The organism is Shimia sp. R9_3, from assembly GCF_017743755.1.
Taxonomy (GTDB): Bacteria; Pseudomonadota; Alphaproteobacteria; order Rhodobacterales; family Rhodobacteraceae; genus Shimia.
The window spans coordinates 22,510-38,417 of sequence record NZ_JAGHRP010000008.1; the positions used below are offsets into that span (position 1 = coordinate 22,510).

12 protein-coding genes are annotated in these 15,908 nt (G+C 56.5%); 6 read left to right on the forward strand and 6 right to left on the reverse strand.

The features are described from left to right. The first annotated feature begins 106 nt into the window (after nt 1-106). The 3 genes from J7412_RS17775 to J7412_RS17785 all read left to right on the forward strand — a co-directional run bounded on the left by J7412_RS17775 (nt 107) and on the right by J7412_RS17785 (nt 3,607). Entirely contained in the window at nt 107-1,441 is a 1,335-nt protein-coding gene (locus J7412_RS17775; RefSeq protein ID WP_209079942.1) for a radical SAM protein, read from the forward strand. After that, on the forward strand, nt 1,438-2,268 hold the full coding sequence (locus tag J7412_RS17780; RefSeq protein ID WP_209079944.1) for a DUF547 domain-containing protein: 831 nt from the start codon (nt 1,438-1,440) through the stop codon (nt 2,266-2,268). The genes J7412_RS17775 and J7412_RS17780 overlap by 4 nt, the downstream gene beginning before the upstream one ends. A gap of 478 nt (nt 2,269-2,746) precedes the next feature. Further along, nucleotides 2,747-3,607 carry an alginate lyase family protein gene (locus tag J7412_RS17785; protein ID WP_209079946.1) on the forward strand — a complete coding sequence of 287 codons (861 nt, stop codon included), beginning with the start codon at nt 2,747-2,749 and terminating at the stop codon, nt 3,605-3,607. 74 nt (nt 3,608-3,681) lie between these two features. On the opposite strand, the gene J7412_RS17790 is transcribed toward J7412_RS17785, so the two are convergent. From J7412_RS17790 to J7412_RS17810, 5 genes are all read right to left on the reverse strand, one after another. Next, nucleotides 3,682-4,560 carry an isocitrate lyase/PEP mutase family protein gene (locus J7412_RS17790; protein WP_209079948.1) on the reverse strand — a complete coding sequence of 293 codons (879 nt, stop codon included), beginning with the start codon at nt 4,558-4,560 and terminating at the stop codon, nt 3,682-3,684. A gap of 7 nt (nt 4,561-4,567) precedes the next feature. Further along, entirely contained in the window at nt 4,568-5,842 is a 1,275-nt protein-coding gene (locus J7412_RS17795) for a TRAP transporter large permease (RefSeq protein WP_209065404.1), read from the reverse strand. After that, nucleotides 5,839-6,336, reverse strand: coding sequence for a TRAP transporter small permease (locus tag J7412_RS17800; protein ID WP_209079955.1), 498 nt, complete (start codon nt 6,334-6,336; stop codon nt 5,839-5,841). The genes J7412_RS17795 and J7412_RS17800 overlap by 4 nt, the downstream gene beginning before the upstream one ends. 48 nt (nt 6,337-6,384) lie before the next feature. Beyond that, nucleotides 6,385-7,368 carry a TRAP transporter substrate-binding protein DctP gene (gene dctP, locus J7412_RS17805; protein ID WP_209079956.1) on the reverse strand — a complete coding sequence of 328 codons (984 nt, stop codon included), beginning with the start codon at nt 7,366-7,368 and terminating at the stop codon, nt 6,385-6,387. 325 nt (nt 7,369-7,693) lie between these two features. Next, nucleotides 7,694-9,589, reverse strand: a complete 1,896-nt coding sequence (locus J7412_RS17810; protein ID WP_209079958.1) for a methyl-accepting chemotaxis protein — start codon at nt 9,587-9,589, stop codon at nt 7,694-7,696. Nucleotides 9,590-10,407: 818 nt separating this feature from the next. On the opposite strand from J7412_RS17810, the gene J7412_RS17815 reads away from it, so the two are divergent. The 3 genes from J7412_RS17815 to J7412_RS17825 all read left to right on the forward strand — a co-directional run bounded on the left by J7412_RS17815 (nt 10,408) and on the right by J7412_RS17825 (nt 14,771). Continuing rightward, nucleotides 10,408-11,112, forward strand: a complete 705-nt coding sequence (locus J7412_RS17815) for an AraC family transcriptional regulator ligand-binding domain-containing protein (protein WP_209079960.1) — start codon at nt 10,408-10,410, stop codon at nt 11,110-11,112. A 38-nt stretch (nt 11,113-11,150) separates the two neighbouring features. Next, nucleotides 11,151-11,444 carry a helix-turn-helix transcriptional regulator gene (locus tag J7412_RS17820; protein ID WP_280637752.1) on the forward strand — a complete coding sequence of 98 codons (294 nt, stop codon included), beginning with the start codon at nt 11,151-11,153 and terminating at the stop codon, nt 11,442-11,444. 120 nt (nt 11,445-11,564) lie between these two features. Further along, entirely contained in the window at nt 11,565-14,771 is a 3,207-nt protein-coding gene (locus tag J7412_RS17825; RefSeq protein ID WP_209079964.1) for a hypothetical protein, read from the forward strand. 6 nt (nt 14,772-14,777) lie between these two features. On the opposite strand, the gene J7412_RS17830 is transcribed toward J7412_RS17825, so the two are convergent. Beyond that, a complete protein-coding gene (locus J7412_RS17830; protein ID WP_209079966.1) occupies nt 14,778-15,830 on the reverse strand; it encodes a LacI family DNA-binding transcriptional regulator in 1,053 nt (350 codons plus the stop codon). Nucleotides 15,831-15,908 lie beyond the last annotated feature (78 nt).

Genomic DNA, 15,908 nt, shown 5'->3' on the forward strand with positions numbered 1-15,908 from the left:
CGATAGGCGCATACAACTGACCTGAACTCTCCGTGAGACAGGCTATCTCAGCAGAGTCCGCAGCTCTAAGCTTCAGGAGATTGCACGCCACGGGGCTCTGGACAGAATGCAAACACCACCCAAACCAAAAGACGCTCGCAAACCGCTTCGGGAGGGGTTGCAGGCCGCCGGTCAATACGATGCGCTTCAAACCGCGGGGCGGTTTTATCCCGTCGCCTGTGTCGCCTTGGAAATCACCCAGAAATGCAATCTGGACTGCACGCTTTGCTACCTGTCAGAACATGCGGAGCAAGCCCGTGATGTCCCTCTGGTGATCCTCTTCCAGCGCATTGCGATGGTTCATGCGCAATATGGGGAAGGCACCAATATACAGATCACGGGGGGCGACCCCACTTTGCGTGCCATCGATGATATCGAAGCCATTTGCAAAGAGATCAAGCGCCTGAACATGCGGTCCTGCCTGATGACAAATGGCATCCGCGCCACCCGCCCGCGTCTTAAGCGCTTGGCTGCGGCGGGACTGAACGATGTGGCCTTTCACGTCGATCTGACACAGGAACGTCAGGGGTATGACAGCGAAATTGCTCTGAACAAAATCCGGGAGAAATATATCGCAAGAGCGCAGGGGCTCGGTCTGCGCATTCTCTTTAACACAACGGTTTATGAGGGAAATCTCGCTGAAATACCTGCGCTTTGTGCGTTCTTTAAAGGACAATCCAGGCATTTGGCGTTGGTGTCTTTTCAGATGCAGGCGGACACAGGGCGCGGCACGGAGGACAAGCGTTGCACGGGGCTGACCCAAGATGTGCTGTCAAAGCAGATTGGCGAAGGATTTGGCGTGGACTTCCCCTCAAAGATCGGGATCGGCCATTTTGGGTGCAGCCGCTATGACCATCTGGCCATCGCAGGTGACACCGCTGTCTCGATCCTTTCAGACACGCAACTGGTCAAACGCGCCATCCGCGCTCTGGAAGCCGCAGACACCGATGAACACGCCGTGGCCAATTCACGCAAAAACTGGCGCAAGGCCCCGCTCTATGATCCCGGCCTGATCCTACATGCGGGCAAAACACTCCTGAAAGTACTGTGGCGCCTCAGATCGGGGCTTTTGTCCACTCGTCGCGTGCCCTCGCGGATGAGTGTGGTGCTGCATTCTTTCATGGATTCCAAAGCGCTGGAGCCTGAGCGCTGCGCCTCCTGCGTGTTTATGGTCGCCACAAGTCAGGGGCCTGTGTCCATGTGCGCGTTCAATGCCGAAAGGGACGCGCAGCTCTTTGCCCCGGTGGCGCTTGAACAGGGCACACAAAAGCTCTGGTGGAGCGCGGCCACCGGCGAGCTCACAGAAACCCCGGTAGAGGCACACCCCGAGGTGCCAAAATTCAAAAACATGAAAGGCCGGCAACGCGCAAAAGCTGCCAGCCAACGGGAGCATTCCACATGATGCGCTACCTTCTTTTCCCGCTACTTATGCTGCTCGGTGCTTGCGCCAGCATAGAGCGTGTGGCCCTGCCAAAGCCGACGCTCCTGTCGCCGGGTTTTGCGGTGGCTGAAGACGCCACACGCGCGCGCGTCGATCATGCCGCTTGGGATGGTTTTCTGGGCACATATGTCCGTCAGGATGTCCGAGGCATCAATCGCGTGGCCTATGGCGAGGTCACCGATGCCGATCGCAGGAAACTGCAGGGTTACTTGGCGGACCTTGAGCAGACCGAGGTTGAGGCTCTGACGCGAGAGCAGCAGCTGGCGTTCTGGATCAACCTCTATAACGCGGAAACCGTGGAGGTGATCCTGCAAAATTATCCGGTCACGTCCATTCGTGACATCACCGACGGGGCCTTGTCTTTTGGGCCATGGGACCGTCCGGTCACAACGGTGGACGGTCAGGAGTTGACCCTCAACGATATTGAGCACCGCATCATCCGCCCGATTTTTAATGAACCACGCATCCACTACGCATTGAACTGCGCCGCTGTTGGATGTCCGAATTTGATGAACCGCGCCTGGCGTGCCGCCACGCTTGAGCGTGATCTGGAGGCAGCGGAGCGCGCCTATGTCAACGACGACCGCGGCGTGCATGTCGACCCAAACGGCGCTCTAACGCTTTCCAAAATCTACATCTGGTTTCAAGAAGACTTTGGCGCAAACGAAAGAGAGGTCCTGGACCGCCTGCAAAAGGTGGCAGATCCAGAACGGGCAGTGGCAATCTCTGCGCGCAAAGGTGTGAAGCGCTACGCTTACGACTGGTCGCTGAATGAAGCTTTGCAGTGAGCGGGAATGCTAGAGTGAGAGCTTCTACCTCAGCCGGTTAACTTTCTTCTCGCAAAGCTGCCCTGAATGACCTGTCGCCTCCTAACCGGAAGAGAGCGCCGCGCGCGAAAGAGATACGCTAGCCACTCTCTTGTGCGCATCGCAATGTGGATGGTTTCAGAGCTATTGAGGGCTTTGTAAGGGCACTATAGCTGCCCAGAAATGAAGGCATATCTTTGTTCGATCAGTGCAGCCAACAAGCAGTAATATTCATAAGGCTTTTGCTCTTCAGCTTTGGGCAGGGCAGGTGATGCTAAGGCGGTTTATGAAGACCCTCGTGATGGCGTCCTGCATGAACGGGCTTGCCGGAGTTGCGCTTGCGAGTATGGATCAGGGGTGCGCCGCGGCACCGGAACCGGTTGTTTCGCTGGATCACGGCAGTCGCTACATCGCAGATGACAGCTCCCGCTCGATTGTTGATCCCACCTCAAACGCGGATGTGAATGCCCAACTTAAGCCGATCGATGCTTTTATCCGCAGCCTTGCCCAAGAAGCCAACAGCGTGCTTGCACAAAAAGGCGATCCTGCGCAAAGCGCCAATTGCGTGGTTGCTCAACTGGCCCACTGGGCCCGAGCGGATGCCCTTTCGGATCTCAAAAATCTCACAGCCAATTTCTCAGTTGGTTCTAGGTTGACCGGGTTTGCCTTCGCCTATGCGCAGGTGCGCCTCTATGCAGATTTAACCCAGGAAAAGACTGTCATTGAGGCATGGCTGCTGCAGCGGGCTCGCGAGCAAATGGCGTTTTGGGAAGAAGATGCGACGCCCGGTTCTAAGCGTGGCAACTTGCGGGCCTGGGCGACACTCGCAATCAATCTGGCGGGGTATCTGACCAAAGATGACAGTGCCTTGCGCTGGTCCGCTTGGTCGGCGACCTTTTTGCAATGTCAGGCTCTGGAGGATGGCAGTCTACCGCAGGAGATGAAACGCGGAAAATATGCGTTGCACTATCAATTGCACGCCATCGCGCCCTTGGTTGTCACAACTTTGTTGCTGGAGAGGCAAGGTTTGTCCATTCGGGGTGTTTGCGATGGTGCGCTCGTCAGAATTGTGAATTTTGCCGTGAATGACCTGAAAACGGGTGAGAAGAGCCAGGCTCATTCGGGAAAAACACAGAGCTTTTTTGACGGGTCTGAGAGTTTGGAAAAGTACCAACTGGCTTGGCTTGAAGCCTATCTGCTTCTCTACGAAGATGCGCGATTGGAGCATGTTGCCGAAAGCTTGCGCCCGCTGTCGCATTCAAAGCTTGGCGGACGGCAAGATATTCTCTGGCAGGCCTGGGACCCGCGACACGATTTCTAAAACTGCTCGAAATGTTTTTCAACATGTGCGGCTCCGTTCCGACAGAAACGGAGCACACATGGCATGCTCAAACATCATGTCTCCCGCGCGGAAGAGGCATAGCGTGCGGAAGCCTCATAGTAGTCCTCAAACCCGATCCGTTCGCGGAGTTCGCTGAACGCCATCAGACCCGGGCGACTGTCTTCTCGCATAGCCTGCAGACAGCTCACCATGGCCTGCATGGCGCTTGCCATGAGGGAGAGCGGGTAGGCGGCGATGGAATAGCCGATGTCTTTGAGAGCTTCGTTAGACAGATCGGGCGTTTCGCCGCCTTCAACGATATTGGCCATGTGGGGCAGCGAAGAAATGGCGCAGATTTCCCGCATTTCCGCTTCACTGCGCGGAGCTTCTACAAAAAGGATATCGGCGCCCAACTTGGCGAACTCCTCTGCGCGGGCAAGCGCTTCTGGTAGGCCATGTTCGTGGCGCGCATCCGTGCGTGCCAGAATAAGGATGTCGCTTCCTTGCGAACGGAGCTCTTCACGGGCATCGACTGCCGCGCGAATGCGGTCAAAGGCCTCGCCGCGTCCAACCACCGCTTTGCCGGGCGTGTGGCCGCAGCGTTTTGGGGCCAATTGATCTTCGATCATCACTGCCGCACAGCCTGCGCGGGCAAAGCCTTTCACGGTTCGTTTCACGTTCATCGCGTTGCCGTAGCCGGTATCGCCGTCGCCGATTAGGGGAATGTTGACCGCATCCGCAATATTGCGCGCCTGATCGACAACTTCGCCATAGCTCATAAGGCCAAGATCCGGCTCGCCGATGCGGCTGGCGGATGTGGCGAAGCCGGACATGAACGTCAAATCATAGCCTTCCTGTGCAATCAGCTTTGCGGACAAAGCGTCAAAACAACAGGGCATGATGTGGCATCGGTCTTCGGCGAGAAGCGCGCGGAGCTTTGCGGCTTGGGTCATAGAGAGGTCACCATTTGAAAGGAATGTAGAGCGCCAGATCTGGCACGATGTACAGAATTGCGACGGACAGCAGCATCAGCGCGAGGAACGGCCAGACGCCGCGTGCGACCTCCCCAAGCGAAACGCGCGCAACCGCTTGGATCACATAGAGGTTCAGGCCAACCGGGGGCGTGATCAGCGCACATTCGACCATGATCACCATGAAGATGCCAAACCAGATCGGGTCAAAACCGAGGCTCATCGCGGCAGGGAGCAGCACCGGCGTCATGATCAGGATCATCGACAGCGCTTCAAACACCAGCCCCATCACAAGCAAGACCACGCAGACCAGCAAAATGAACACAAGCGGCCCGTCGATATTGGCGGCAATAAAGGCTGAAATATCCTGCGGGATACGGTAGAGCGCGATGGCTTTGCCAAACACTTTCGCTCCGGCCACGATCAGCAGGATTGCAGTGGTTGTGATGGCGCTTTCCCGAACCGCTTCCCAGAAGGTTGCCCAGGTGAGTGTGCGCAGCCAGAAGACTGTGATCAGGATTGCTGCGGCAAATCCAACGGCGGCCGCCTCGGTCGGGGTGAATGCGCCGGAATAAAGTCCCAGAACGATCAGCAGCGCGAGAGCAAAGGAGGGCAGGGCGCGGACCGAGCTTTGCAGGCGCTGTGCCATGTCCGCTTTCTCAACCGGCGTGTAGGCGGGGGAAAGGCGGGCATAAAGCATGGCAAAGGCCACAAAAAGCGCAACCAGCAACAGGCCCGGGCCAATCCCGGCCAAAAACAGCGCGATGACGGATTCTTCGGCGACAAAGCCAAACACAATCATCGGGATGGACGGGGGGATCAGAATGCCGAGTGTGCCGCCTGCCGCAAGCAGCCCATAGACAAAGCGCTTGTCATAGCCACGGCTGACCATTTCCGGAATTGCGACTGTGCCGATGGTTGCCGCTGTGGCAACGGACGATCCGGAAATCGCGGCAAAGAGTCCACAGCTCAGGATCGTGGCCACCGCAAGTCCGCCGGGCCAGTGACCTACCCAGGCTTGCACCGCCGCAAAGAGATCGCGCCCGACACCGCCTTTCAGCAGCACGTTGGACATCAGGAGAAACAGCGGAACGGCCAGCAGGATAAAACCATCCAGCGTAGAGAGAACGGCCTGCGGTGCCATCAGCGGGGAGAAGCCACCCAGCATCAACATGCCAAGCCCAAGCCCTCCGAGCGCAAAGGCAACAGGCACACCGATGAGCAAGAGAGCAAACAGGCAGGCGAGGATCAGAACAATGGTCATTCGTGGCTCGCTCCCAATGAGGCGACATGCTGAAAACGCAAAGAGAGCAACTCAACTACGGCCTGAGCCGTCAGCAGGCCAAAGCCAACGGGAACGGAAAGCTCTGCAATCCAGCTGGGTAGGTTCAGGAGCGATCCGGTGGTGCGACCGCGCTCCCAACTGTCGTGAAATATGCCCCAGCCCCAGTAGGCGACGCAGGCGGAAAAGAGAATGAGCACCACCAAAGACAGCGCCACGCAAATGCGCTGGGCGGTAGGGGGCAGCAGCGCAGTGATCGCATTTACCGTGATATGACGACGGATGCTGAGCACCCATCCCAGCGAAAGCAAGCAGCCCCAGATCAGACAGAGCTGGCTGAGTTCTGCGGCCCAGATGGTGGGTTTGATAAAGAAATACCGCGCGATGACCTCATAGGTCAGCATCGCGCCCGTTCCGGCCATCAGGCACGCGCCAAGCAGCCCGGCGAAGCGCGACAGAGTCGTAATCATATGCATGAAATCAGAAGCGGGCGGCCCTCATATAGCGCCGCCCGAACCCTTTTCTTAGTCGCTACCAGCGGCGTTGAGAACGGTTTGACCAGCCTCACCGGACGCCGCGAGATAGGCATCATAAACAGGCTGTGCCACGGCTTTCCACTGCGCGAGCTCATCATCGGTCAATTCAACGATGTTCATGCCGTTTTCCTTCGCTGCGGCATAAGCCTCAGCCTCAATAGACGCCATCTTGTCTCGTACACTGGCTTGAGCGACCGCTGCGGCCTCGGTGATGTCACCGCGAATGTCGTCTGACAGGCCGTTCCACCACTCATTGTTGACCACCACAACAAACTCGATGTCGGCATGGTTCGTGACCGTGATGGTGTCCATGACTTCCCAGAGTTTGCGGGATTTCACGCCGGAAACGCCGGTCATGCCCACATCAACGGTGCCGCGCTGATAGGCAAGATATTGTTCTGAGCCAGAGATCAGTGTTGGTGCGCCGCCCGATGCTGTCACGAAGTCTCCAAGGGTTTTGCCGAAAACGCGCACCTTTTTGCCTTCCATGTCTGCCGGGGTGCGGATCGCGCCTCCGTTGGACAGCATGATCGCGCCACCGTAGGCTTGCCAATAGAGGACCTGCCCACCGGTCTTTTCGATCTCGGCTTCAATGGTCTCGCGCACCTTGGAGCCTTCAGCGACCGCCGCGCGTACTTTGTCTTCATTGTTCAGCAGGAACGGCATGTAGAAGACATCCACCACCGGTGCATCGCCGACATAGCGGGTCAGAGATGCGACGCCGGCTTCAATGGCACCTGAGCCGACCGCCGCAGGCACCTCTTTGTCTTTATAAAGCGTTGCGCTGTCATAGATTTCCACATCGATCGCGCCGTCCGTGCGGGCCTCCACTTCCTTTTCAAACAGAAGCAGGTTTTGACCCAGATGGCTTTTAAGCGGAAGCTGAAGCGAAATCCGCATCTTTTCCTGAGCCACAACCGCAGAAGCCGTAAGGGCAACGCCAGCGGCGGCCCCCAAAATAACTTTGAACATAATTTCCTCCCAAAGAATGCCCGCAGCACCGCGCGCAATTCACTGAACAATGCAATCAAATTTCTGTGAGCTTGGCAAGAATAAAGCCCCGTAGGCGTGTGGAGCGTCAATTGTCTTCGCTCCAACATCAATGTGAGGTTTCAAAATTCGCCGGATCTCACAGTCAAGGTTCTGGAGAGGCAGGTTGAGCCGCCTATGGGTCGGCTCCGAGGTCGTGTGGCGCTTGATCACAGGATCGAGCGCCACAGGTTCTGTTCAGAAAATCGGAGAAACGGAGCAGTCAGCAGTCTTCTCCCGCTCGCTGCCCCGTCCCCAAAGCAAGGCGTTACGCGGCCATATCATCGCGCATCTCTGCGCTGCTTTGCTGGCTGCCGATATCAAACGTCGCAACAGTGTCGCGCAGCTTGCTGGCATCCTTGGTCAGCGAGTTTGCTGTCTGCGAAGATTCATAGACCAGGCTCGCGTTCTGCTGCGTGTTGTGGTCAAGGTTTGACAGGGACGCAGACACCTCAGACATCTGAACAGACTGCTCCTGTGTTCTGCCCGAGACCGCCGAAATCAACTCATTGATATTGTCCATTTCGGTTTTCACAGCCTTGATCAGCTCATCAACACGTCCCGCCAGACCTTTGCCTTCCGATACGCGATCGTTGCTGGTTTTGCTCAGATCACTGATCTTGGTTGCGGCATCCGAAGTATGTTGCGCAAGGCTCCTAACTTCGGTCGCAACCACGGCAAAACCGCTGCCGGATTGACCCGCGCGCGCCGCTTCCACACCGGCGTTCAGTGCCAAGAGATTGGTTTGGAAGGCGATGCTGTCGATCAAGTCAGAGATTTGCAGGATTTCGACCGAAGACTCGGCGATGGATTTCATTGCGTCCATCACGCGGTCAAACTCTTCGGCCACATTGTTGGCGCTCTGGCCCGCTGTTTGTGCGGCTTCCCGCACCTTTTCCGCATTTTGCGAGGTTTGGCGGACAGAGTCGGTCAGCGATGTGGTCACCGCATTGGCTTCTTCCAGAGATGCCGCGTGGTCATTTGCAGCCCGTGAGACGCCATCCATCATTTTGGAGAGATAGGAGGCGCGATCGTCAAGCGTATCCGCACCCATGCGAGCCTTCGACACGATCTGCTTCAACTCAGACCGAGCAGTTTCCGCATAGGACAGAAGCTCTGAATAGCGACCTTCGAGGTCTGTCGAGACCGGTTCGGCCAGGTTGCCCGTGGCGATCTTTTTGAGGATTTCGGAGATTTCGCTGAAGGCTTTGTCCAATTTGGTCATCAAGCCGTTGGTGGCATCCACGATGCCTTCACCGCCGGAAACACTGGTCTGAATGCGGCCGGAGAAATCACCAAACTGTGCACGCTCAGCAATCTCCTGAACCTCTGCGCTCAACATCTCATTGTTGCGCGCAGCTTCGATCGCAACATTCAAGCTGCGGGCAAGCTCGCCAAACTCATCCTGGCGCTTCGCACCGGGGACTTCATCAACGGCCTCACCCTTGAAGTGGGACTGCATGGTGCGTGTCAGCAACCCAAGGGGGCGCAGCATACCAAGCATAACCATCAAACCCATCAGCAGCACCGCGGCGATGATCACAAAAACCGAGATTTTTGAGGCCTGTTCCGCAGACTTATACTCTTCGGTCAAAGCAGAAATCTGGCCCGAAATCCGAAGCTCTGGTGACGCGAGGAACTCGTCCAGCGGTGCCATGATGTCTGCCTTATACTGGTGATACTGTTTGGAGTGCATCAGATCACGCGCGAGCGCAAAATCTGGCTCGGCGCTCACGGTATAGGCGCCGGTGCTGTCCTGATAGATCCCTTTCACCGCATTCATCGCCCGGACTTCCAGAGCGACCAGCCCATCGGAATTTGCCTTGGCCTGCGCCAAAAGTTCGAACTCTGCGTCGGTAAAGCCCGCGTCTCTCATGAGGTCTTCAAGGGAGCGCGTAATACCACTGCCTGCGGGCACCGGACGGCCCGCCGCCACAAAATCCCAATAGATGCGATGATAATCCGAGGGTCTTTCTTTCTCACCGTTCCGGATGGCGAGAATGTCCATATATTGCGCTTCGTAGGCCGGATCGGCCGTCACCACATAGGTCCGCGCGAGCCGAGTGAGGTCATCGCTGGACTGGCGCAATTCGTCTGCAAGAAGGTATGATGTATATTGCTGCTCATAGGCGTTGCGCAGCGCTTCGCCGGATTGGGTCCGCATACTGCTGGTTGTATAGACCAAGAGCGCGCTCAGGAGGCCGATGGCGCTTAGAGCGATGCCTAAAATGCTAATTCGATTTCGAGCAAACATTTGATTCCCCGTTGGTGCATGTTCAGGGACCGCTTTTGCATGGCGTTCGTTGATAACTAGATAATCAAAGGATGAAATTTTGAGCAGAAATGCTGTGTTTCTGGAGCTGTTTTGGCTGAATTTAGCGAATTTAAGGGGAAATTAGGATTTATGTCGGTTGGCGGAAGATCTTGATAAATATGCGAAAAAATTCTTCCACAGGTTGTTTTTGATGTCCGTGGTCAAGCAGGCGGTGTTCTCAATCGGTGAACCCAATAATTTTGAGTGTCTGAAGCGTTTACATGTCTGATCGTGTCGCCTGTCTAGAGCCTCAAGCTGAGACTTTGCTGTGAACGGCGGCGATCATGCGGCGTTTCGAGATAGTTCGCCTAAAAAGGAACCGAAGCGCCGCAGATGGGTTTTCGGTTTGGCGGGCGGCGCAGATGTTTTGCGTGTGTTGTGGCAATTGGATCAGAGACAACAACGAGAGACGGTCAAATCTGCAAGCGGAGCGACAGCAAAGGCTTGCCACATTGACCTGACCAGATTTCAACCACTTGTTGTGCGTTGCAGGTAACATGATCGCCGTTTTTTCAGCTTTCTACGTGTCCGGACCACCGAAAATTGGCAGCCTTCGCTGCAAAGTGATACGGAGATCCAAAGGCACATTGGATCCGTCCTTTCGGAAGGCGCTCAACAAGACGGAAGGCAAATGCATTTTCTGAGCTCTGGTTACCGTACGGGGTGCCATGCCCGGTATTGAAACCCTTGATGTGGTGCCCAACCACTGGGTGCGATCCATTCTCGCGCTGCCACATCTTTCCGAGCACCGGCAGGAGGCGCTCGACGCCGCGGGGCTTTCTCACAGCAGTCTGGAAGATATTGGTGGCCCGATCCCGCGCGGCTCTGAAACAGCTCTGCTCGATTTCTTTTCCGACCGTCTAAAAAGCGCCTACGTTGGGGCCGAGATTGGCGTTGCGCTTGATCCGCGCAACAACTCGCTGCTGACATACATTCTGTTCAACTCACACACATTGCATGACGCGATCCACCATGTGCAGCGGTTCACGCCCATCACCCGGCCGCGCGCACGGATTGAGCTGCGAGAAACCAAAGATCACATCGATTTTATTGTCGACGGGGTTGGTCCGAACCTTCTGCTGAACCTCCACCTGATCGAATTCTCGCTTGGCGCGATGTTGGGGGCGCTGCGGACGGCCACCGACACGGCGGGGCTGGCAATCCAGGTCGGTCTGGCCAATCCGCGTCGAAACGGCCGGCGGGAGCTGGCAGAGATCTACGGATGCCCAGTCGAGCTGGGCGCGGATCAGAACTATTTGCGCTTCCCTGTCTCGGTTATGGACACAGCCATTCGCGGGGCTGATGAGCATCTTCTGGGGCATCTGACCAGCTACGGCGAAGTGCTGCTCAGTCGCAATAACGCCATCCCGTAACGCTCGCTGAAACCGTTGAACGGCATCTGTTGCATGGTATGGCATCCGGTCGCCCCAAGCTTGGGGATACCGCAGATGCGCTGGGGATGTCTGAGCGCACCCTCAATCGCCGCCTTCAGATGGAAGGCACCAGCTTTCGCGCTCTGGTGTCCAACACGCAGATGAAACTGGCGCGTGCCTTTCTGAGTGATCCAAATCTGTCCTTGGCGGAAACTGCGCATCTTTGCGGGTTTTCGGATCAAAGCAGCTTTACGCAGGCCTATCGCCGCATGACCGGAAAAACGCCCAAAGCTGACAGAATATTGCTCATTAAAAGCAACGGGTTGCGATAATCCGCCGATGGCGAATTTCCTAAAAGGAATGGCCGTACATCAACATAAAATCTGTGTTTCAGTTGACCCAAGCGACCACCACTCGCGGAACGACTAACTTGAAACAAGGGCAAACAATTGATGTCAAACGGCACTTTCTCCGACTTCCTATCGGCACTTCTGGCGTTTGAATCGGGCTGGGATCGGGATCGGTATGAAACCGGCGTCATTCAGGATTGGCAATTGGACACTTGGGCCGGAGGTCCGGTCAAGGATTTCTTCCCGGGCTACAACAGCTGGGGCGACCTGAGCGACAGTGAATGGGAGGCGATGGCCTATCGCTCAACCAATTCGCTTGGCTTTGTCGGGTTTCAATTTGGCGAAGCCCTTCTGATCGATCTGGGCTACTATGACGACGATCAGTTCTATGGCAACGGCGCCTCTACCAACACATGGGATGGAAGTTGGACGGGGAAAAACGGCGTGACCTCTCTAGAAGAGTTCATGACCAAAGAGGCGCAGACGGTCGCCATTCAGGAGGCGTTTGGCCTCAACCTTCAAATCATCACCAACGGCTTGGAAAACGCGGGACAGAGTCTCGATGATTTTCTCGGTCAGACCACGACCTATACGGATGGGAGCGGCAATACCGTCACGGTGGAGCTGACGCTGACAGGCATTCTGGCCGCGACCCATCTGCGGGGCGCTTACGGCACGCTGAATCTGTTGCAAAGCGGTGCTGTTTCCACAGACGAATATGGCACGTCGATCCTGCAATATATCGACCAATTTGGCGGCTATGATGCGGCGTCAGTGGAAGACATGATTGCGTTTTTTGAGGATCGCAAAACCGGCGACGAAGGGCTGGGGTCCCCGGACGGAAGCACTGGTGGGGCAGACGGGGGTAATACTGGCGGGGAAACTGACAGCGGCTCCGACGGCACTGGGGCTGGAACCACGGGGACAGCGGTCGGCACCGGCACTGCTGGTGTCGACAAAGACAGCGCAAATGTGGTGCTGACATGGACCTATGGGGTGGCCGCACAGGTCACGGATTTTGATCCGGCCACAGATACAATCTTCGTGGATTGGATCTCCGCAAGCGATCTTGAAATGACGGAAGCTAACGGCTCTGTTGTGTTTTCGGTGCCCTCCAATCAGCAATCGCTTACGCTTGTTGGCGTCACATTGGCGGACTTGTCCGCAGCCAATTTCACCATTCTTGATAACTCGGCGGCGCAGGAAATCCTGAGCCTCATTGGGGATGGTGACAACACGGGAGACAACACCGAGCCAGATATGGACAGTGGTGCCGGCGATGGGGGTGAGACCGGAGGCGGCACTGGCGACACCGAAACCGGCGCCGGGGACAGCGGCAGCAGTGACGATGGGACGGATAGCGGCCAAGGCGAGGGCAATGCGCCTGAGCCGGCGCCAGGCGGATCAGCTGAGGACTTTGACAATCCGGCGATCACCAAGTCAAACGCGGACGTCGTGGTCACCTGGGCCTACGGCACGGCGCGTGTTGTGACGGATTTTGATCCTCAGAATGATACCATCTTCATTGATTGGATCGGTGCGGATGCGCTTGAGATCACCGAGGAAAATGGCTCGGTTGTGATTGCGGTGCCGTCCAACGCGCAGTCTCTGACTTTGCAGGGTGTCACGCTGGATATGCTTGCGACGAGCAACGTTCACGCGCTCGATGCGACCGCGCGGGCTGAGCTTTCCACGATTGTCGGGCAAGGCGATGGGCACGACGGTGGCTCAGATACCGGGGATGGGGACACCAGCCACGGCAATGGCGGTCATGGGGATAATGGTCATGGAGGTGACGGCGACGGCCATAATGGTGGCGCTGGGCACACCCATATGCATGTCACGATCAGCTATGACAGCCCCGCGCGTGTTATTGATGGCTTCCTGCCCAATATGGGGGATGTGATTGAAATCAGTGCGGATGTGGCCGCCGCAGACTTTGAGATCTTTGAGGAATCCGGCGATGCACTGGGTCAGACCGTGCGGGTGGCGATCACCCAAAACGGCGTGACAACACAGACCATCCTGACCGGATTTGGCTTAGATGACCTCTCCATTGCCAATTTTTCGGCGGACAATCAGGGTGTGCTCAACGAAATCGCCAGCGCCATAGGCACCCAGATTTCCACCCCAAATGCGGGCGGTTACACCCTCAGCTATGATGCCGACGGCTCTAACCCGGCAGAAGTCACGGGCAGCACGGATGCGGGCGGACGGATCTTTCGGGCTGACAGCAACGCGGATGACATCGTCGGGTTTGATGCCTCCGTCGATCAGATTGATTTTGGCGGCACGTCGGTCCACGGCATGATCGTGACCAAATCTCTTTCGGGCGAAATTGTCATCGACAGCCCTTGGTCCGAGGCCGCCCAGATTGTTCAGGGGGTCACTTACCAGGATGTCAGCATCGAAAGCTTCGGCATCGTCGGGAACGAGCATTTTCGGCAGGACATGGGCGGTGTGATTTCCTGGGAGCAGGGCATTGGCCCCCGCCAGGCGGACACAGTCTATATCCGCAGCCACGAATACGGCAGAGCAGAGGTGATCGACAATTTTGATCCCACCTCAATGAAAATCAGCTTCCTCTACTTCGGCACCCGGGAACGATTGAGCGTTGAGGATACCGAAGCGGGTTTGATGATCTCCTCACTGCCCAGCGGGCAAAGCTTTACCTTCACGGGGGTGAGCAAGGCTGATCTGATCCCGGGCTTGGTCGAGTTCCACTTCGATCAGGTGATGGAGGACAATCTGGAAACGCCGTTTGGCTTTGATCAGAATGAGGTCACGCTTGTCGACCGCACGGTTCTTCTGACGCCGGAGGCCCCTCTTGGGGCTACCACAGATGGCTATCAGACCCGCACGGGCGATTTGACGGGCAGCACGGGTAATCCTGATGGAGCAGGAGGCGATGGCGGTGCAACCGAAACCGGCGGCAGTCCTGATGACACTTCTGGTGGCACAGGGTCAGGCGTGGGGCCCAGCGGTGTGGTGACCCTTGGAGAAGGCGTCGATGTTGTTGATATTGATTGGAACTGGGGCGCGCGCACCACAATCGATGGCTTCAATCCCGATGAGGATATCTTTGATTTCAAGTCTCTCAACGGAGACCAGGTCGACATCAGCGAGTTGGACGGCGATTTGCAGATTGAAGTCCTCAACAATGGCGGAAACGTCACCACATTCACCGGCCTTCAGGCCGAACAGCTGAGCCTTGGTAATTTCACCGCAAGTCCAAACAACCCAATCCTTGATGAGGCTGGTTTGTTGATGGCGCAGCTGATCGAATATGGTTTTGATCCATTGGGGTAACCTGTCTCAGGTAGGGGTGGCGTGCTGCCCCTTCTTCCCAATTGCTCCGGATTTGTCGCCCACAGTTTCGCGTTCGATAAGTCTCGACTGAACTTCAATTGGCGCTGGCGGGCGTTGATCAACAACCCAATTTGCAATGCCTTCGGCCGCCTCCCTGCCCATCTGTTGCACCGGCAAATGCACAGTCGTCAGACGTGGATAGGTTTCCGCAGAGGCGGGCAAATCCTGAATACCCATGACTGATATATCTTTGGGCACAGATTTTCCGGCCCGGTGCAGAGCGTTCAGAACGCCAAATGCGATGACATCTGACAGGCACAAAATGGCGTCATAGTCATTTGGATGGCTGAGCAATTCCCGCACAGCGTGTGCCCCTCCCGCGACCGAAAGCTCCGTTTCCAGCGCGTTGTGCAGCGCGCGGCCTTGCAGCTCAGAGATGGCGTCAAGACGCGCTTGTGTGCGGTCATTGAACGCTGTTGGGCCGTGAACCACCGCGATGTTTTCATGCCCCGATGACCTGAGGTGCTGATAGGCCAGTGCGGCTGCCTTGTGGTTGTCATATCCAATTGTGGGCAACCGATATTCCGGATCAAAACAGGAAATCACCAAGGCTGGCACGTCTCGCCGCTCCAGCATGTCAAAGAGCGCCTTTGTGTGGGATTTGCCGGTGAGAACCAGTCCTTCCACCCCATTGTCCAAAAGCTCTATTGCTTTGCGGGTTTCTTTTTCGGGGTCTTCATCCGTCGTCGCGACCACAAGTGAAAACCCCAGCTCCACAAGGCGGTTTTCCATCGCATTTAAGGTGATCGCAAAGATGTCGTTGTCCAGTGTGGGCACCAGCGCCCCAAGGATTTGAGTGCGGCCTGAATTGATGGCCCGCGCCGCGGCGCTTCGCACAAACCCAAGGTCGTCGATCACCCTTTGCACACGGGATCTGGTGGCTTCTTGCACCAGGTCTGGCGTGTTCAAAACGCGGGAGACCGTTGCCACCGAAACCCCTGCTTCGCGCGCGACGTCGCGCAGGTTGGCGCGTTTTTTGTGAGAAGGTGGCCGTGACATTCTGCGACAATAGGAGGGTTCTGTAACTGGTTACAGGAAAATCTTGACTCGTTGCGATTTTCGCCATGTAACTAGTTA